The sequence below is a fragment of the Paenibacillus wynnii genome (genome assembly GCF_000757885.1).
Lineage (GTDB): Bacteria > Bacillota > Bacilli > Paenibacillales > Paenibacillaceae > Paenibacillus_AQ > Paenibacillus_AQ wynnii.
Genome location: NZ_JQCR01000003.1, coordinates 1,546,873 through 1,565,188 on the forward strand (window position 1 = coordinate 1,546,873; position 18,316 = coordinate 1,565,188).

General features: G+C 42.7%; 20 protein-coding genes and 1 pseudogene. 7 read left to right on the top strand and 14 right to left on the bottom strand.

Going from position 1 to position 18,316, the window contains the following annotated elements; translation table 11 throughout:
* Positions 1–19: 19 nt before the first annotated feature.
* From hslV to PWYN_RS22530, 7 genes are all read right to left on the bottom strand, one after another.
* Positions 20–562, bottom strand: coding sequence for an ATP-dependent protease subunit HslV (gene hslV, locus PWYN_RS22500; protein ID WP_036656507.1), 543 nt, complete (start codon positions 560–562; stop codon positions 20–22).
* A gap of 15 nt (positions 563–577) precedes the next feature.
* Positions 578–1,936, bottom strand: coding sequence for an FADH(2)-oxidizing methylenetetrahydrofolate--tRNA-(uracil(54)-C(5))-methyltransferase TrmFO (trmFO, locus tag PWYN_RS22505; RefSeq protein WP_036656509.1), 1,359 nt, complete (start codon positions 1,934–1,936; stop codon positions 578–580).
* A 25-nt stretch (positions 1,937–1,961) separates the two neighbouring features.
* Positions 1,962–4,058 carry a type I DNA topoisomerase gene (gene topA, locus PWYN_RS22510; RefSeq protein ID WP_036656511.1) on the bottom strand — a complete coding sequence of 699 codons (2,097 nt, stop codon included), beginning with the start codon at positions 4,056–4,058 and terminating at the stop codon, positions 1,962–1,964.
* Between the two features lie 37 nt (positions 4,059–4,095).
* The gene (gene dprA / locus PWYN_RS22515) at positions 4,096–5,214 is read right to left on the bottom strand and encodes a DNA-processing protein DprA (RefSeq protein WP_036656514.1); all 1,119 of its coding nucleotides are present in this window, start codon (positions 5,212–5,214) and stop codon (positions 4,096–4,098) included.
* A gap of 229 nt (positions 5,215–5,443) precedes the next feature.
* Positions 5,444–6,373 (bottom strand): succinate--CoA ligase subunit alpha, encoded by a 930-nt coding sequence (gene sucD / locus PWYN_RS22520; protein ID WP_036656516.1) that lies wholly within the window; start codon positions 6,371–6,373, stop codon positions 5,444–5,446.
* Between the two features lie 64 nt (positions 6,374–6,437).
* Entirely contained in the window at positions 6,438–7,598 is a 1,161-nt protein-coding gene (gene sucC / locus PWYN_RS22525; protein WP_036656518.1) for an ADP-forming succinate--CoA ligase subunit beta, read from the bottom strand.
* Between the two features lie 340 nt (positions 7,599–7,938).
* On the bottom strand, positions 7,939–8,406 hold the full coding sequence (locus tag PWYN_RS22530) for a MarR family winged helix-turn-helix transcriptional regulator (protein WP_036656520.1): 468 nt from the start codon (positions 8,404–8,406) through the stop codon (positions 7,939–7,941).
* Between the two features lie 145 nt (positions 8,407–8,551).
* Between PWYN_RS22530 and PWYN_RS22535 the strand changes: the two genes are divergently transcribed.
* Positions 8,552–8,980, top strand: a complete 429-nt coding sequence (locus tag PWYN_RS22535) for an organic hydroperoxide resistance protein (RefSeq protein ID WP_036656523.1) — start codon at positions 8,552–8,554, stop codon at positions 8,978–8,980.
* 92 nt (positions 8,981–9,072) lie between these two features.
* Here PWYN_RS22535 and PWYN_RS28845 read toward each other — a convergent pair whose 3' ends face one another.
* Complete coding sequence (locus PWYN_RS28845; RefSeq protein ID WP_084146880.1) at positions 9,073–9,195, bottom strand: cyclic lactone autoinducer peptide; 123 nt, start codon at positions 9,193–9,195, stop codon at positions 9,073–9,075.
* Between the two features lie 7 nt (positions 9,196–9,202).
* Complete coding sequence (locus PWYN_RS22540) at positions 9,203–9,718, bottom strand: accessory gene regulator B family protein (RefSeq protein ID WP_036656526.1); 516 nt, start codon at positions 9,716–9,718, stop codon at positions 9,203–9,205.
* A 196-nt stretch (positions 9,719–9,914) separates the two neighbouring features.
* Between PWYN_RS22540 and PWYN_RS22545 the strand changes: the two are divergent.
* Both PWYN_RS22545 and PWYN_RS22550 read left to right on the top strand, forming a co-directional pair.
* Positions 9,915–11,162 (top strand): annotated as a pseudogene (locus tag PWYN_RS22545) (YifB family Mg chelatase-like AAA ATPase); the annotation flags it as partial.
* 43 nt (positions 11,163–11,205) lie between these two features.
* Positions 11,206–11,643, top strand: coding sequence for a helix-turn-helix domain-containing protein (locus PWYN_RS22550; protein ID WP_052088293.1), 438 nt, complete (start codon positions 11,206–11,208; stop codon positions 11,641–11,643).
* Positions 11,644–11,745: 102 nt separating this feature from the next.
* Here PWYN_RS22550 and PWYN_RS22555 read toward each other — a convergent pair whose 3' ends face one another.
* Positions 11,746–12,072 carry a YolD-like family protein gene (locus PWYN_RS22555; protein WP_036656528.1) on the bottom strand — a complete coding sequence of 109 codons (327 nt, stop codon included), beginning with the start codon at positions 12,070–12,072 and terminating at the stop codon, positions 11,746–11,748.
* A gap of 11 nt (positions 12,073–12,083) precedes the next feature.
* The gene (locus PWYN_RS22560) at positions 12,084–12,305 is read right to left on the bottom strand and encodes a hypothetical protein (RefSeq protein ID WP_052088295.1); all 222 of its coding nucleotides are present in this window, start codon (positions 12,303–12,305) and stop codon (positions 12,084–12,086) included.
* A 284-nt stretch (positions 12,306–12,589) separates the two neighbouring features.
* On the opposite strand from PWYN_RS22560, the gene PWYN_RS22565 reads away from it, so the two are divergent.
* Complete coding sequence (locus tag PWYN_RS22565) at positions 12,590–13,411, top strand: hypothetical protein (protein ID WP_052088296.1); 822 nt, start codon at positions 12,590–12,592, stop codon at positions 13,409–13,411.
* A gap of 237 nt (positions 13,412–13,648) precedes the next feature.
* On the top strand, positions 13,649–13,810 hold the full coding sequence (locus tag PWYN_RS22570; RefSeq protein WP_205622784.1) for an aspartyl-phosphate phosphatase Spo0E family protein: 162 nt from the start codon (positions 13,649–13,651) through the stop codon (positions 13,808–13,810).
* 364 nt (positions 13,811–14,174) lie between these two features.
* Here the strand turns inward: PWYN_RS22570 and PWYN_RS22575 are convergent, their stop codons facing one another.
* Both PWYN_RS22575 and PWYN_RS22580 read right to left on the bottom strand, forming a co-directional pair.
* On the bottom strand, positions 14,175–14,918 hold the full coding sequence (locus tag PWYN_RS22575) for a Panacea domain-containing protein (RefSeq protein ID WP_036656529.1): 744 nt from the start codon (positions 14,916–14,918) through the stop codon (positions 14,175–14,177).
* On the bottom strand, positions 14,919–15,599 hold the full coding sequence (locus PWYN_RS22580) for a nucleotidyltransferase family protein (protein ID WP_052088298.1): 681 nt from the start codon (positions 15,597–15,599) through the stop codon (positions 14,919–14,921). It abuts the gene before it with no gap.
* A gap of 527 nt (positions 15,600–16,126) precedes the next feature.
* Between PWYN_RS22580 and PWYN_RS22585 the strand changes: the two genes are divergently transcribed.
* Positions 16,127–16,339 (top strand): hypothetical protein, encoded by a 213-nt coding sequence (locus PWYN_RS22585; protein ID WP_036656531.1) that lies wholly within the window; start codon positions 16,127–16,129, stop codon positions 16,337–16,339.
* A gap of 16 nt (positions 16,340–16,355) precedes the next feature.
* On the opposite strand, the gene PWYN_RS22590 is transcribed toward PWYN_RS22585, so the two are convergent.
* Positions 16,356–17,057, bottom strand: a complete 702-nt coding sequence (locus PWYN_RS22590) for a hypothetical protein (RefSeq protein WP_036656533.1) — start codon at positions 17,055–17,057, stop codon at positions 16,356–16,358.
* Positions 17,058–17,439: 382 nt separating this feature from the next.
* Between PWYN_RS22590 and PWYN_RS22595 the strand changes: the two genes are divergently transcribed.
* A complete protein-coding gene (locus PWYN_RS22595; RefSeq protein WP_036656535.1) occupies positions 17,440–18,303 on the top strand; it encodes an ATP-dependent DNA ligase in 864 nt (287 codons plus the stop codon).
* Positions 18,304–18,316: the final 13 nt, after the last annotated feature.

Below are 18,316 nucleotides of genomic sequence, written 5' to 3' on the forward strand. Positions count from 1 at the left end.
CTCTCTATGGCACTGAGGCCTACAATTGTTCAACAATAATATTGGAATTGGTGTATACGCATATTTCAGAAGCGATTTGAAGAGCCTCTCTGGCAATATCAGCTGCACTTAGAGTAGGGGCATGGCGCTTTAAAGCACGTCCGGAAGCTAATGCAAAATTACCTCCAGAGCCAATAGCCAAAACATCATCGTCCGGTTCAATAATTTCACCATTACCGGAAATAAGGAGCATTCCTTCCTTATCCATAACGATCATCAGTGCTTCCAGCTTCCGAAGTATGCGATCCTGCCGCCAATCCTTGGCAAGTTCTACCGCTGCACGCTGCAGATTCCCATGATGCTCCTCCAGCTTACCCTCAAACTTCTCAAACAATGTGATTGCATCAGCGACCGATCCCGCAAATCCTGCGATCACTTGTCCTCGGTATAATCGCCGCACTTTTTTAGCAGTCGTCTTCATAATGACACTTTCTCCGAAAGTTACCTGACCGTCACCGGCTATAGCGGCTTGGCCTCCATGCCTAACTGCGCATATTGTCGTTGCATGAAAACTGGGAACCATATCTCTAGAACCTCCTTAAGATAGATCTTGCTCCTGGGTTACAGGCTCAGAATACGGGAGACCCGTCTGAGAAGCAAACGCTGATAAAACTTCCAATGCGCGGTGAGCAAGAAGCTCATTTTTTTCTTTTTTGCTACGCATTCTCTTCTCAGGTTTCGGTAATAATCCGAAATTCGCATTCATGGGTTGGAAATGTTCCGGATCAGCGGAGGTGATATAGGCCGGCATGCTCCCTAATACACAATCTGAAGGAAATATAAGTCCTTCTTGACCCAGCGCTGCCCTCGCTGCATTGATTCCGGCAATCATCCCTGAAGCGGCAGATTCCACATACCCCTCCACTCCGGTCATTTGTCCGGCAAAGAACAGCCGTTCCTTACCCTTCATTTGATAGGTTGGATGCAACAACTTCGGAGAGTTGATAAAGGTATTGCGGTGCATAACGCCATAACGAACATATTCCGCATTCTCAAGACCCGGGATAAGAGAGAACACTCGCTTTTGCTCTCCCCACTTCAGGTGTGTCTGGAAGCCCACAAGATTATAAAGAGTTCCTGCGGCATTATCCTGACGTAACTGAACCACTGCATACGGTAGTTTCCCTGTATGGGGATTTAACAATCCAACCGGCTTCATCGGCCCGAACAGGGCTGTTTGTTTGCCACGCTTCATCATGATTTCAATGGGCATACAGCCCTCGAAATAGATTTCCTTCTCAAAATCTTTGAGTGCAGCTACCTCTGCCGTAATGAGTGCATCATAGAAAACATCGAATTCCTCTTCCGTCATTGGACAGTTAAGGTATGCCGCCTCACCTTTATCGTAACGGGAGGCCAGATATACCTTGCTCATATCAATGGAATCCTTCTCAACAATAGGAGCTGCTGCATCGTAGAAGTAAAAGTACTCCTCACCCAACAGGCCTTTAATTTCAGTAGACAATGCTGGAGAAGTCAGCGGGCCGGTTGCAATGACAACTATCCCTTCCTCCGGTATATGCGTTAGTTCCTCATTTATAACCTCTACCAAAGGATGGTTGTGCAAGGTTGCTGTGATTTCGCCGGAAAAGCCATCCCGGTCAACGGCAAGCGCACCACCGGCGGGCACGGCATGACGGTCAGCAGCACCAAGCACCAGAGAATCCAACCGGCGCATTTCTTCTTTCAGTACACCCACTGCATTCCCTAATCCGTTGGCGCGCAGTGAATTGCTGCAGACAAGCTCTGCAAATTGATCTGTATGATGTGCAGGTGTCTTAACGACAGGCCGCATTTCATAAAGCCTTACCGGTACCCCACGCGAGGCTATTTGCCAAGCAGCTTCACTACCGGCCAGACCTGCACCTATTACTGTTACCTTTGCTGTTTCCGTCAACTTCCCTTACCTCCTGTGTAGACTCTTATTCTGCTAATTCTTCGTTGTCTTCCACTGCCTCCGTATGGTCACATGACGTACATTGCAGCTTAGTTCCCTGTTTATTGCGTTTCTCTATCATCCATGTGCTGCATTCCGGACAAGGCTTAAGGGAAGGTCTATCCCATGACACGAAATCACAGCCTGGATATTGATCACAACCGTAGAAGACACGACCCTTTTTACTTCGCCGTTCAACAACCTTACCTTCATTGCATTTTGGACAACCTACACCGATATCTTTCACGATAGGTTTTGTATTGCGACAATCCGGAAAGCCCGAGCAAGCCAGGAATTTACCAAAGCGCCCCAGCTTATAGACCATTGATTTACCGCATTTTTCACAAAACTCATCAGAAACTTCATCTTCAATCTCAATTTCTTTCATTTCTTCTTCTGCAAATACAAGGCGTTTTTCAAATGACTCGTAGAATTCGGCCAATACTTTGACCCAATCCTCAGCACCTTCACCCACATGGTCAAGATCATCTTCCATATTAGCCGTAAACTCTACGTTCAAGATCTCCGGGAAGAACTGCTCCATTTGCTCAATTACAAGTTCTCCGAGCTCTGTGGGCATGAACTTCTTTTCTTCAATGGCAACGTAACCGCGTTTCTGAATGGTTTCAAGTGTTGGTGCATACGTACTCGGACGGCCTATACCCAGCTCTTCCAGCGTCTTTACCAATCTGGCTTCCGTATAGCGCGGAGGCGGTTGGGTAAAATGCTGCTTCGGTTCAACATTCTGCTTAACCAGATCATCCCCGGCTGTCAAAGGAGGCAGATACTTTTCTTCATCCGTAGTGCCATCATCATTACCTTCAACATAAATCTTCATGAAGCCGGGGAATGAGACCTTCGAACCCACAGCCCGGAAAATAGCAGTACCTGCGGTGATATCTACAGAAAGTGTATCTAGAACTGCTGAAGCCATTTGGCTCGATACAAAACGTTCCCATACCAGCTTATATAAGCGGAACTGATCCCGACTCATATATTCTTTCACCAGCTCAGGCTCACGAAGTACTGAGGTTGGTCGGATGGCTTCATGGGCATCTTGGGCATTTGCGGCTTTTTTAGAATATTGTCGTGGCGTTTCCGGCAAAAACTTTTCGCCGTATTTTCCAATAATCAGCTCTTTAGCCTCATCTTGTGCAGTGGTGGATACACGAGTTGAGTCCGTACGCATATAGGTGATCAAACCCACGGTACCCTCTTTCCCTAACTCAACGCCTTCATACAACTGCTGGGCAACTGACATGGTCTTGGCTGCACGGAAGCCAAGCTTTCTTGCTGCCTCTTGCTGTAGTGAACTTGTTGTAAACGGTGCTGAAGGATGGCGTTGTCTTTCTTTTTCCTTAACTTCTTTTACCGTAAAAGCAGAATCCTTAATGGCTTCTAGAACTTCAAGAACATCACTTTCTTGATGAAGCTCTTTTTTCTCACCCTTAAATTTGTGGAATTTAGCCTCAAAGACAGAATCTCTTATACCGAGTTTGGCTAAAATACTCCAATATTCAGTAGGCTCGAAATCAGAAATTTCATTCTCACGGTCCATAATAATTTTAACAGCAACCGATTGCACTCGCCCAGCCGACAGTCCCTTTTTGACTTTCTTCCATAATAGTGGACTAATCTTATATCCTACAAGCCGATCTAAAATCCGTCGCGCCTGCTGCGCATTAACTAGATCCATATTAATCTTGCGCGGTGTCTTGAAAGCATCCTTCACGGCTTGCTTCGTAATTTCGTTAAAAACAACTCTGCACTCCTGTGTTTGATCCAAATCCAGCGCATGCGCCAAGTGCCAAGCAATCGCTTCACCCTCGCGATCCGGGTCAGCTGCGAGATACACTTTTTTCACTTTCTTGCTGGCGTCTTTCAACTCTTTCAGAATGGAACCTTTTCCGCGAATCGTTATATATTTTGGATTGAAATCATTCTCAACTTCTACACCGATCTGGCTTTTAGGCAAATCCCTAATATGACCCATGGATGCCTTTACGATATATTTACTGCCCAGATATTTGCCGATTGTTTTCGCCTTAGCTGGCGATTCGACAATGACTAATACATCAGCCACAAATTCGTCCTCCTCGTGTACTACGTAAGCTTTTATATTAAATTACCTTATAAATAGCACCTGGTAATTGTGATACCGCTTTTTTTATGATTAAAGATAACAGAACTGAATGCAAATGTCCAAAATCCCACCGACTCCGTGCAAGCAGCTCATCGAGAGTAAACGGGCCCTGATGCAGTATATGGTATAGTTGGAACTCCTCTCTTGTCAATTTTTTTTCAATTAGCGACTCTTTAGAATCAGGCACAATGGAGGCGTTTTCTTTCTGGGAGAGGTCTGACTTCGACAAATAATGAGTATATTCCTCAAGAATATCGGCCGTACAGGTTACTAGTTTCGCCCCTTGTTTAATGAGTTCAAGTGCGCCCCTGCTCTTGGGAGAGGTGATAGGTCCGGGTACAGCAAATACATCCCTTCCTGCCTCTAAGGCTGCATCCGATGTAATTAACGATCCGCTGCGGGTGTCTGCCTCTACCACCACAGTACCAAGGCTAATACCCGCTATAATGCGATTACGCTGTGGAAACAAACCCGGATGACTTTTGGTCCCAATAGGATATTCGGATACAACCAGACCATCCTGTGCAATTTGCCGCAGCAGGTCTCGATTTTCCGGAGGGTATACCTTATCCATTCCTGTAGCTATGACAGCAATCGTCCCTCCTCGTTTCATTAGAGATGCTTCATGACAGACACTGTCGATGCCTCGGGCAAGTCCGCTCACAACTGTTAATCCGGCTTCACTGAGCTCTTCGGCCAAACACGATCCAACCTTACGGCCATACGACGTAGGGATTCGCGTCCCCACCATGGCGACCGAAGGGCGGGACAGTAACTCAAGTCTCCCCCGGTAATAGATCACCCAAGGAGGCTGGGCAGTTTCCTTAAGAAGTTCAGGGTATTCCTCATCCAAAATTGTAAGCAGCCCTACACCACTTTCTTTCATTAAAGAGTAACGTGTAGAAACCCACGCTTCTGTAAAGCTCGCAGCGAGTTTTACAGACATATTTTCTTTTAATCCGAAACCCTCCCATTCTTCACTAGAAGCTTTGAAGAGCTTATTAGACAAGTTACCTGCTTTACTAATTTTATAGATGGTCTTCCAGCCGATGCCTTCCACTTCATTGAGTCCAAATAACAAATCGCGATCGAGCATGCGCAAACTCTCCCTGTCTTGGAAGGAGCTTCCTTCCTTATTATGTATAACTGAAGAACTATAAATCTCTATCCGGATTGCCGTTTGTTCGTAAAGACGCAAAAAAGCAACCTTTCATTCCCCTGCGGGAACAAAAGGTTGCTTACCTTTGGTATGATTATAACTGAACTGCAAAGTGTTGTGGAGATTTTATCCAAAAATATTAAAAAGACGGTAATACCGTTTCTTCTTAGTGTGTTGTACAAGCATCCAAAATACCGCGTTCTTCAAGCACACTTACCAGCGTGGAACCCATTTCCGCAGGTGTTGGCGCTACTTTGATTCCACAAGACTCCAAGACAGCGATCTTCTCACTTGCGGTTCCTTTACCACCGGATATAATGGCTCCTGCATGACCCATCCGTTTGCCCGGAGGCGCGGTTGCACCACCAATGAAGCCAACAACGGGCTTGACCATGTTATCACGTATCCATACCGCAGCTTCCTCTTCAGCAGTTCCGCCAATTTCACCAATCATAATTACTGCTTTGGTACCCGGGTCATCATTAAACATCTTCAGTATGTCAATAAACTCCGAGCCCTTAACAGGGTCGCCACCGATACCTACAGCAGAAGATTGCCCGATTCCACGGGTAGTTAACTGGTGAACCGCTTCGTAAGTTAATGTACCACTGCGTGAAATGACTCCAACATAACCCGGCATATGAATATAACCCGGCATAATACCGATTTTACACTCCCCCGGAGTAATAACCCCTGGACAGTTCGGGCCAATCAGTACAGTTGATTTTCCTTCCATATAGCGAGATACTTTGACCATATCCAATACAGGAATACCTTCAGTAATACAAATGACCAGGTCCAGTTCAGCATCGACCGCTTCCATAATAGAATCGGCTGCAAACGCCGGAGGTACATAGATTACACTGGCTGTTGCTTCTGTTGCCGCTTTGGCTGCAACTACGGTATCAAAGACCGGGAGGCTGACCTCTCCACCCTTTTCCAGCTGGATGTTAACAAAGGTTCCGCCTTTACCCGGTGTAACTCCGCCGACCATTTGTGTGCCGTAATCCAATGCTCCCTTAGTGTGGAATAACCCGGTTGAACCCGTTATACCTTGCGTGATAACTTTCGTATTTTTATCTACAAGAATGCTCATGCGTGTCACATCCCTACTTTAATGGTCAATACGATCAACTAGATTAAACTTTCCTTATCACTTATCACTGTACAAGAGCAACGATCTTACGGGCCCCATCCGCCATTGAATCTGCTGGTACGATATTCAGTCCCGAACCAGCCAGAATCTGCTTGCCAAGTTCTACATTTGTTCCTTCGAGACGCACAACAAGAGGTTTAGTTAAGCCAAGTTGGCCGGCTGCCTCCACCACACCATTTGCAATGACGTCACAACGCATAATACCGCCAAATATATTCACAAAAATTCCGTTAACCTTTGAATCTGACAATATGATTTTGAAAGCTTCTGTAACCTTTTCTGTAGTGGCACCGCCCCCTACATCCAGGAAGTTAGCGGGTTCTCCGCCGTAATATTTAATAATATCCATTGTAGCCATCGCCAGACCTGCCCCATTCACCATACAGCCGATATTGCCGTCTAGCGCTATGTAGCTTAGATCATACTTCGAAGCTTCAATTTCCTTCTCATCCTCTTCATCGAAATCTCGAAGCTCCAAAATGTCCTTATGACGGAACAATGCATTAGAGTCGAAATTAAGCTTGGCATCCAAGGCCATAATGTCTCCATCAGCCGTAACAACCAGTGGGTTGATCTCCGCGATCGAGCAGTCCTTATCAACAAAAGCTGAATATAACGCTTGCATAAACTTGACCGTTTTACCGACAAGCTCATTTGGAATAGCAATACTGTAAGCGAGCTTACGAGCCTGGAATGTCTGCAGACCAACAGCCGGATCAATGATTTCTTTAAAAATCTTCTCCGGATGCGTTTCCGCAACCTCTTCGATCTCCGTTCCGCCTTCTTCGGAAGCCATCATAACGACCCGGCCTGAACCTCGGTCTACGACCAATCCGATGTAATACTCCTTAACGATTTGACAGCCCTCTTCAATAAGAAGCCTTTTGACGACTTTGCCTTCAGGTCCTGTCTGGTGTGTAACTAATGTTTTACCTAGAATTTCACTTGCATAACTTCGCACTTCTTCGATGCTTTTAGCAACCTTTACGCCTCCGGCTTTACCGCGTCCACCGGCATGGATCTGGGCTTTTACGACAACTACCGGACTTTTCAGGGACTCAGCGGCTTGAACTGCTTCCTCCACTGTATAAGCAACTTTTCCATTAGGCACAGTGACTCCGTACTTCTTCAACACTTCTTTTCCCTGATACTCGTGGATATTCATTCCGGAAGCCTCCTAAAGTGTTGCGGTGTCCTGCAGGCTGCCTGCAGCTCCGCTTTCCGTTTTGATTGCCGCGGGGTATGGTCCAGGCCGGTACAATATACACTTCCCGGGACTAGTAGAAACGGTAGACCGCCCCCTAGGGACGGCTTAGTTTCTCCGAGCGACATATGAAGCAAAGTATGAATCCCAGCTATACTCTCTTATATGTCTAATAATGAAGCCCAGAATAGTGTAACATGTTTTTAAAACGCTTTCCTTAAAAATAATCATCATATATACACATATTTTCGCTCGGTTTCATGCCGCTACGAGATCAATCGCCTTGACAAATCAATTTTGGCTATTTCCGCGGGGTACTTACGTTCACTTCATGAACCCGACTGAGCAAGCTTTTGAACTGTCCCAACAGATCCTCGAACTCCTTGCCGGACATCGTTGTACCCTCCATCATCTTACTTGGAATACATGCTGCTTCTGCTTGCAAAGCCCAGCCTTGTTCAGTCAAAGAGATGAGTACCTTACGCTCATCCTGTAGGGAACGCTCACGTATAATTAGACCGGCAGCCTGCAACCGCTTGAGCAACGGAGTTAAAGTTCCTGAATCCAGGAAAAGCGCCTCTCCGATTTCCTTCACCGTGCATTGCTGTTTCTCCCATAAGACGAGCATCACAAGATATTGCGAATAGGTCACACCAATCTTGTCCAAATAAGGCTGATACAGCTTAGTAATCTCGCGTGAACAGGCATATATCGTAAAACAGAGTTGATTTTCAAGCAGTAATTCCGGAGTTGTTGTCTTTTTTTCCATGTCTTATTCACCTGCCTTCTTGCTATCATTTTATCATAAAGTGTTATCAACTTCATGTTTATTGCAAAAAATAATTTGACTATTATTAATTTTGTGTTAAATTATATTGTGTACAATACATTTAACGGAACGGGAGAGATTACTTATGATGGTTATACAACAAAAAATGTACGAAACAACGGTTAAAGCAATTGGAGGAAGAAACGGTTTTATCGAATCAGACAACCCCCAGCTGCGTTTAGATATCAGTACACCCCGTGAAATGGGCGGCGCCGGCGGAGAAGGTACAAATCCTGAGCAGCTGTTCGCAGCCGGTTACTCCGCTTGTTTCGATAGTGCGCTGAATATGGTTGCCCGTATGGGCAAAGTGAAAATAGAGGGTAGTGAAGTGACGGCTACGGTCAGCTTTGGCAAAGTGGAAGATGGCGGCTTCGGGATTGCTGTTAAGCTTGATGTACTTGTAAAAGGAGTAGATCATGCAACAGCCGTTTCCCTAGCTGAAGCCGCTCACGGAGCATGCCCTTACTCCCGCGCCACACGCGGTAATATCGTTGTAGACATTAATGTACTGTAAAAATAGTATATCCAGACAGCCAAAAAAGGAGCCGAAAGGCTCCTTTTTCAATTCGCAGTAGCTGTGGAATCCTGAACACCTTTTCTGAAGGATTATTTAAGCAGCTCCCGCGGGGTTTCACCTTGATAGATAAACAAAAAGCTGGGTGTAGACACGATGATAGCTGCAAATAATGAAAGGCCGCTAGCCAATGCATAAATACTTTTTTTGAACATAGAAATCTCACCTCCTTAACTTAATAAGCGTTGCACTTTGGACGAAGAAAGATAAAGCCAACATCGGTGATTGAATAAGTAGGTTAGAGGCTACAGTTAAAGCAGCTGCGATTTTCAAATAAGGATAGAATACTGAAGGTATGCGGGATTGCTTTTCGATTCCTGAAGGTGCGTAGATTAATACTAATAAAATTCCTGTGATATTCAGGATTTGAATCCAAAGGGCACTGGGTTGCAGCAAGGACATAATTGATGCCATGGCTGTAGTCCCTACAACACACCAAAAACCCGACTTTAAGTGAAATCCGCCTGAAAGTTGTCTCAAAATGGCGAAGGCTATCAGAACGGTTACCGTCTCTAGAGTCTTTGCAGTTAACAAAGATATGGCCAAACTAAAGAAAATAATGGAGATTGCATTTATTAGCAGACTTAATGCGAATTTTAGTACTGATTCCGAGGCAGGATGTTCAGGAACAATAAGCTTGATCCTTACTGCCAGTTTTGTAGCCAGAATCTCAATCATCGTTCTTTTCCTTTCTAATTGAATAGTTACAAAAGAGGTTGTTAGATGAATCCATTAACAATGTGTTGAAATAGTTCTGACTTGCTATGTATAATACAATTATCGTATAAAAATCGGAAGATGAGGAAGCACCCTTTTTCCTGGAACCTTACAGCCCACATAGGGCTCAATCCCAGAGAAGAGGTGTTTTTTTGTTATGTATGGAAAAATGCACAGTGCATGTCTTTATGGTATAGAGGGCGTTATGATCGGGGTTGAAATCGATTTGGCGAACGGACTGCCTCAGACGAATATTATCGGTCTGCCCGACTCCGCCATTCGTGAGGCGGTAGAAAGAGTCCGCGCTGCTGTAAAAAACTGCGGGTACCGCTATCCTCAGCAGCGTATCACTATCAACCTTGCGCCGGCGGACCTGCGCAAGGAAGGCTCGGCTTTCGATCTGGCCATCGCCCTCGGCATACTGACGACAAGCGGTCAGCTTGTCATGCCTACTGCCGAGGAGATGCTGCTGATCGGAGAGCTTGCCCTAGACGGCAGCCTGCGGTCGGTGACCGGTGTGCTGCCGATGGTGGAAGCCGCCCGCCGGGCAGGCTTCCGCGCCGTGCTTCTTCCACGCGGGAACGCAGCGGAAGCCTCACTCATCAGCGGCATGACTGTGTATGCCGCCGATCATCTGCGTGAGCTGCCCGATCCGGGCCAAGTCATTCCTCTGCCCAATACGTATAGGCATTCTGTAGATGAACATGGATCATATAAGCAACATGCAGGGGCTGCTGTTATAAACCAAGAACATCAGACAACAGCAACCTCTTCTATGGGATTCCCTGTGACCACCAGCCTTGGATCAGCTACCAAAGAACAGCCCCCCGTCTTGGCTCTATCCTTGGAACATTTGAAATATATGCCCCAAATATCCCTCTCCTCCGCCAGCTCCTCTCCCGAATCCGAGATGAGTGACGATTACAGCGATGTAATTGGACAATACCATGTCAAAAGAGCTTTAACCATCGCCGCTGCCGGAATGCATAACATCCTTCTCATCGGCCCACCCGGAACAGGTAAAACGATGCTGATTAAACGCCTGCCCGGTATTCTTCCTCCACTCTCTGACAGCGAAGCACTGGAGGTCACCAAAATATTCAGCGCTGCCGGTAAACTGAAGGAAACTCACAGCGGTCTGCTGCGGAGCCGTCCCTTCCGTTCACCTCACCACACGATATCAGCAGCCGGACTTATTGGAGGCGGCGGAATCCCCAAACCGGGAGAAGTCAGCCTTGCCCATCGTGGGCTTCTGTTCCTAGATGAGCTCCCGGAATTCTCGCGCAACGTTCTGGAGGTTTTACGCCAGCCTCTAGAAGATGGGTCGGTAACCATTAGCCGGGCACGGGCGGCTTTTACTTTTCCAGCGCAGTTCATGCTGGCTTGTTCGATGAATCCGTGTCCGTGAAGATAACACCTCGGGTATTTATATAGTACAACGGAAGCCATTGCAACTCCTCCAAATAGAGACTGTTGTACCAGCTTTATCTGGTAAAAGGATTCGTCATGGGCGAAAACTCAAAGATATGACAATAGTTGAGGTCGCTGCTCAAATAGGGATCTCTGCAGTAGCACTCTCTTATATAGAAGGAAATAAAAATATACCTTCCCTTCCGACCTTAAAAAGTTTATCCGATGTTCTTGATCTCCCGATCTATTATCTCGGATGTTTTGAGGATCTACCAGAAGTATCATTGGGAGAACAAATTCGAAAGGCGCGTATGTATCGGGGGATGCTAGTTTTAGATATGTCCGTTGAATTTTGCGTAGATGTGAAGACAATAAGAAATTGGGAGACAGATAAAAGAAAACCACTGAGTAGGCATATGAAAGAATTAAATCTATTTTTAGAAATCCTCGCAATTAATCGGCAAGATACCCCTTAAACTTTTAAACCATACTCATGACGAGTATGGTTTTTTGTGGTCCCCCCTACAATACAGGCATAGAGATAAAGGATTCACAAAGCCAAACCTAAGTGTGGTTATTCATTGAGTTGCACTTATAACATCCTCTATTTTGATCCAGTCCCAATCATCTTCAGACCAGCGTAGTTTTATGCCAAGTTGTCGATCCACCTTCATGACAATGCCCTTATATTGTTTATTTCTAAAAGGGTCGAATAACGTCAACGTAACTGGACTATGAGCCTCCATAGATTGGTAAAGAACTCTATCAATCAACTCAATCTCCTGAGGGTCCAGAGTGGGTTTGACATGCCGTTCCTGCTCCCTCTCTTCCCTTATTATCCGTTGTTTATGTTCTGGCATCACCATTCTGTTGCAGTCCCATATGCTATCCAATTTTCTCGACATACTTCTCCTCCTCAATAATACTGCCAATAATCTAAGTTGCCAGTTTGTGATGAACTACGATGCTCATGTGGACGTTCTGAGGTATCGTTCTCCCTTTCCCACCCCTCAATGATTACAGCTGTCTCAACAGTCGTGTGAGGATTCCAAGAAATATAGTTTTGATCAGCCAACTCAAGCATTCCTTTTCTAATCGCTACCGGCATTCGTCCACTTAATCGCTCCATTTCTGGCATTGTAGGCATCCTCTTGAAGTGGCCCGAAAAATGATACATAATCCTCAGCAACTTACGCGGTGTATCGTCTAACATCAGTTATCCCTCAATATAAGAACATTTGTTTGTATTATAGCCAAGCAAATGTCCCGCAATCAACCCTTAGGTTATTACTTAACTGGTATGTTTATGTATAATTGATGAATAAAACCTTTAAATTCAAAATATAGAAAATATAGCTCGGACTTCTTCTTCCATTAATTATATCCTATCTTAGGAAATTCAAATAAAAGGAGAACTCGAATTTGAAAAAGATCAAAAAATTAATTATTCCAATCGCACTTAGTTTTCTACTCATTTTTACCTTTACACAAAACATATTCGCCGCATCAGTTGGAGATTTACTTCCATCCCCCGAGAGTGGATGGACTAGATACAATTATAACACGCCTGAAATTACTTACTCCGGCGGAACCTGGAATGCACTCCCAGCCCCGATATGTTATGGATCACAATGGCAACAAAGCGGAGCCAAGATACAATTTAATTTTAATGGGACAAAAGTCAGACTTATTTCGCCAACTTGGAGTTCATTTTCTACTGACGTAGACGTCTTGATTGACGGTCAGTTTGTACAGAAAATATCCCTTAATGGTCCTGAGAGTTCAAGCAGAAAAATCATGTTTGAAAAAATAGGATTACCGCAGGGAGAGCACTCCGTTGAATTCGTGAATAATACCATGAATTATTTATCAATAGCAGCTATTGATGTAGATGGTACATTAACTTCATATACTCCAGCACCTACTCAAACACCGACACCAACTGCAACAGCTACAACGTCACCAACAGTAACACCAAGCGTAATTCCATCTCCTACTCCTGAAATTCCTACAGGAGACCGTGCACTTCTATCCATCACTTTGGAGAATGGATTTGATAAAGAGTTTGATCTTCCAATGTCAGAAATAACAACATTCCTAAATTGGTATGATGGAGCCTCTGGATCGGCTAAGTATGGAATCAATAAACATGATAACAACAAAGGTCCCTTCGAGAAGAGAACTGAATATGTAATTCACAATAAAATTCTAACCTTTGAAGTAAGTGAATATACAGCACAATAAGTAAGTTATGAAACCCAGTCAGGCCTCGAGCCTAACTGGGTTTTTTCATTTGTAACATTTTGGAGGATTTGTGCGAAGAATATCGAATAATATATAAGCAAATTTGCAATCACCTTTGAGACCCGATGCGGATCAGGTCAACCACCTTCAAACCGAATGGTATTGGATATCCGCAAAACGGTCGCAGTGCACGGCGAGCGTATTACATAGATATACGGATTATAGGGGCTGTTCGTCTTGGAGAGTATCATTCTAAGAATCGAAGAACTCCGGTTGGAATTGAATAAACTATCCGCATATAAACGCCTAGCCGACCCGGAGGTTATAAAAGCAAGTCAAGAACTAGATGATGCATTAAATATGTATAACATCTTGCTGGAAAAAAGAATCTCAGAATAAAAAAGGGACCTGTTGGCTAAAACGCCACAGGTCTTCTCACATTCCTTATGGTTGAGAATAATAGTAAGTACGGAAATCAGGTTATTACGTTATAGCCACTGATTTCTGGTGAGGAAAGCCCCGGGGCTTAATTATGTAATCACTGAGGTATGACCTCTAATTAACCCAATCCCAGTCATCCTCAGACCACCGCAACTTAATCCGGCGTAACCGTCGATCCACAGCCATAACTATTCCTTTGTAATCCTTATCCCCAAACGGATCAAACAAACAACATTAAGATGACAGGTGTTTGTTCAGAGATAATAAGAAAAGCCTGCCACTCCAGACCGAGTTAGCAGGCTTTTCTTACTTGTTTAATTTATTATTGAACTACATGATGATATTTTTTGATATGATCATCCGATATTACCTGATTAGTTCCTGACTTATAAACACGATCCCAAGGTCCACCTCGTTTGTGTGTTTTTTCAACCAGTTCTTTAGCAGTAAAGTCGATGTATCTTTTCCAAGTTTTTAATACAAATGCAGCTGCAATCAATCCGTTATCAGAAGAGATTATCCTTACGAAAGAAGGAGGAGCTTTTTTTGTGTGAATGAAAAAGACTTCATCTTCTTTATAATCTATCTGGGAAGACCCATTGTGTCGGAATTGGTAAAATACATCTTCTACTACTGGTCCGTACTTAAAAGCCACAATTGGATCTTTAAACAATTTCTCTCCTGTTGCCAGTAAATATTCAGCATACGCGTAATATAACAGTTTTTGCAACTTCAAATGTGTCAATGGTGTGATGGAAAGAATGTATTTTGCTACATCATAAGCCCTTAATTCTTTTCCAGAAGAAACCTGCTCAATGAAAAAATCTTCGTTTTCGGTTACGATTACGTCTTCAAAAAACGAATCCTTCTCCAAAACAGAATCCCATTTTTTAGATTCTGTTGAAAATTTGTGTATTCCTAATTGAATATCACCACATTCTAACTCAACTCTGTTCATAAATGATTGAATTCTTTCTTTACGTAACTTTTCTCTCGATGGATAGTGCCACCCTAAACGTCTTCCTTGCACATAATCATTCGCAATAGCAATAAAATGGAAAGCCATTTATAAATCTCCTCCTTTCTTAGAATATTCGTACTCATTAGATTTCGCATACATTTGAGGCCAGTTTATGTATTCACGTTTACTTTTGTGTTCTTTATGTGAAGTTTCATTTTGTTGGGAGTCAGAAGAGTCCCAAATTTGAAGCTCCCAAGGAAAGTATTTGTTATTTCCATAAAAATATACGTGTGTTGCCTTGTATTTATCTTTCGATGAATTAATTTTCGTCATTTTGTAATCTTTTTTCAAGTTTTCGCAAATACTTTTAAAGTCTTCACAATTATGATCAAATGAATTAACAATAATTCTTAGTCCTAATAAGTCATTTAAGCATTTATTAAGGGGGACTTTTCCTTCTTCGTTCTTACCAAATTTGTAATGATAAATTTTATTAACAATAGAATCTTTTTGTTTAATTCTCAATCGAAAATCCAGATCTTCATATTCGTACTCATATTCAAGATCAACGACTAAGTTTCCCAATTGATCTAAATAGTCCTGTATTAATTGAAGAAACGAGTACTTTATGATTTCGTGATCACTAATCATTATATCCTTTACTTCTTTTTTCTTCAAATTTAATGCACTATCTTCGTAAGTGTCCAAATATGCTTGAGAAAACTTATCGTGTTCATAACAAATAGCAGAAATAAGTTTGCATATTTTATCATATGCTTGGCTCATAAGAACAAACCTTTCAAGATAATTTACTTTACACCTATTTGACTAAATCATATCATAGCTGTCAATAGATGTTTTTCCCAACACCCTCTGTCTAAAGCAATGATATGATATTTAATAGTTATTCTAAAGGCATAATAAACAACCAACTAAATTAAAATGGGCCACCATTCGAACCAGTAGGCGGAAGAATAATTACTTAGTGTTTCATGCCGAAAAACGGTTGCTCGAACGGACCGGTTGCCGACAGCCCACAGCCGCAGCTATCGTGGTCATTAAAAATGAAGTCGATTATAGAGAGTGATTTAACATACCCTCATTTGGAAGAATGACTCTTGTCCAACAAACTGTGACCACCACACTAACATAAATCCCCTGGTCATACATGGTATACTTGTCTCTGATGTTCCTTCATTCACATATTAAATGATCTAGACACTGAAAACTGTATTTTTTTGTCTTGTTTATTTTAGGGAATAATAATATTTTATAAAAAGGCAAATTGATACAAGGGGTGTAGAAGGTGTATTATGAGGAAACAATTGTATGTAGCTGCTGAAAGAAGTGAAGAGGTAACAATTATTCTTCGAGATGGTGGCACTATTAATGGAGTAGCAACAGTATCAACCGACCCTGACAGAGCAAAAGTCATATGTTTTGATGGGGCTGTATGGATTCCATATAACGAAATTACTCACGTTAACAGAGTGATTCAACTAAAGAAGAACGTAACTCCCAAGTAGTGAGTTACGTTCTTTTTTAGTTGACATTAAACACTTCTTCTATTTTGGAAATAGCTTTATTCAATATAATAGTAATTAGATTTGATGAGTACCCAAACAAGAACAACATAACGTTAGTACTGGTTAAGTCTAACGTATGGGATTGATTACTACCTGTTTTAAATACAATTCCTAAGAACAACACTGGTATAAGCATTGCTACAAGAAGGCGCATGATGCTTTTACTAAACACACTGACTGAATTGGTTAAAAAGTACAACAAGCCTCCCATCACAGATATAAGAAAATATTTTAAGTAAACATTCAAATTCTCATTCACTTTAATCGGAGAATCAGAATCCAATATAACGAACATAACTGAATACATCATAATGCATAATATTAATATAAAATAGGTCATTTGCAGGCTGAATTGTGATGATAACCGCCTATGTGCCGATTGTTTCCCGTCCCTATGATCGTGTAAGATTACCTCAAGCTTATCAATTTCAAACTTAATATCCCAAAGTTTTTTTTCTAAATAAATTTGATGAGCATCAGGATTTTCTTTGGTAATAAGCGGAAGTATTATTTTTGAGAACATACTTGGCTCTTTATTCAATTTTGTATGTAATTTTCGGCACCTACTGATTAGCAGTATGCCTATATCCTCATATTCATTCGCACTTTCGGAAATATTATTAATTTTTTGACTAATCTCCTCTTTTGTAGGTGTCAATTTCCCGGCCTCCAATATTATTATATTGGTGTATTATCGGGTCTGTAAATTCAATCTTTTAGATCATTTTAAAAAGAATATTTGTATATTTTATGAATAAAAAGGAGAACCCCTAAATCCAAATGTGACTTTTTCTTAATATTCTTCATATTCTTCATATTCTTCATATTCTTCATATTCTATAGAGTATAGTCATTTTTTGCATTATTGAATAACCAAAAGTTCTCCCTCCTCTTCGATGCCCACCACTTGTGGTAACGATCAAAGATATATATGAACTTTATATCAATTGTAAGCACAATTACCCCTCAAGGAATCTACCCAACACTTACCTGCCCTTCATGCCCTCTCGAGGAATTATAATTATTGGGAGGTGATCTATTTGTTTATTGCTCCTACACTGCTGCAGACTACTCACAGGCCGTTTTCTCACAGCGATTATATATTTGAACCAAAAATAGACGGCCATCGTCTTATTTATTCCCAGCAGTCCGGTTTGGTCCAATTGTATACTCGCCACAATAACGAATGTACCCAGCAATACCCCGAACTTCAACTACCATTCTCAGAAGATATTATCCTAGATGGAGAAGTAGCTTGCGTTAATCCTACAAATGGCGTGTCTGACTTTGAATCGGTGATGAGTCGGTTTCAGGCACGAAAGGCAGATAAAATAAAACGTCTTACAACCACACTTCCAGCTTACTATGCCATCTTTGACATACTGCGATACAAAGGTCAGGATCTGCGTGGATTACCGCTAATGAAGCGTAGGGAGATTCTTTTGAGTATTACTTTGCCATCAAGAAGTTTCGGAGTGGTGCCGCATATAGATGGGGATGGCGAAGCATTATTCGTGCAAATTGAATCACGAGGTATGGAGGGTGTGGTAGGCAAGAGGAAGACAAGTCTTTATGAGACTGGCCGCCGATCCCCAGCATGGCAAAAGGTTATAAACTGGACTTATGCAGAGGTTTTTATAACGGGATATCGCAAGGATGAATTCGGGTGGTTAACAGCAATTCCTTCCGGAACATCAGGGAGGCTGCATCCAGCTGGGATTATAGAACTTGGAGCAAGCCCGCTGAATAAGAAAGCATTCTATGGAGTGGCTAAGCAATTAGTTAAAGGTGAAGATAAGGAGTTTGTATATCTGGAGCCGAGGTTACGTGCGAAGGTTCGAACGAGGAATTGGACAAAATCAGGGATGTTACGGAGTCCTGTGTTCACAGAGTTTATTTTCTAAACAAAAAGAATCC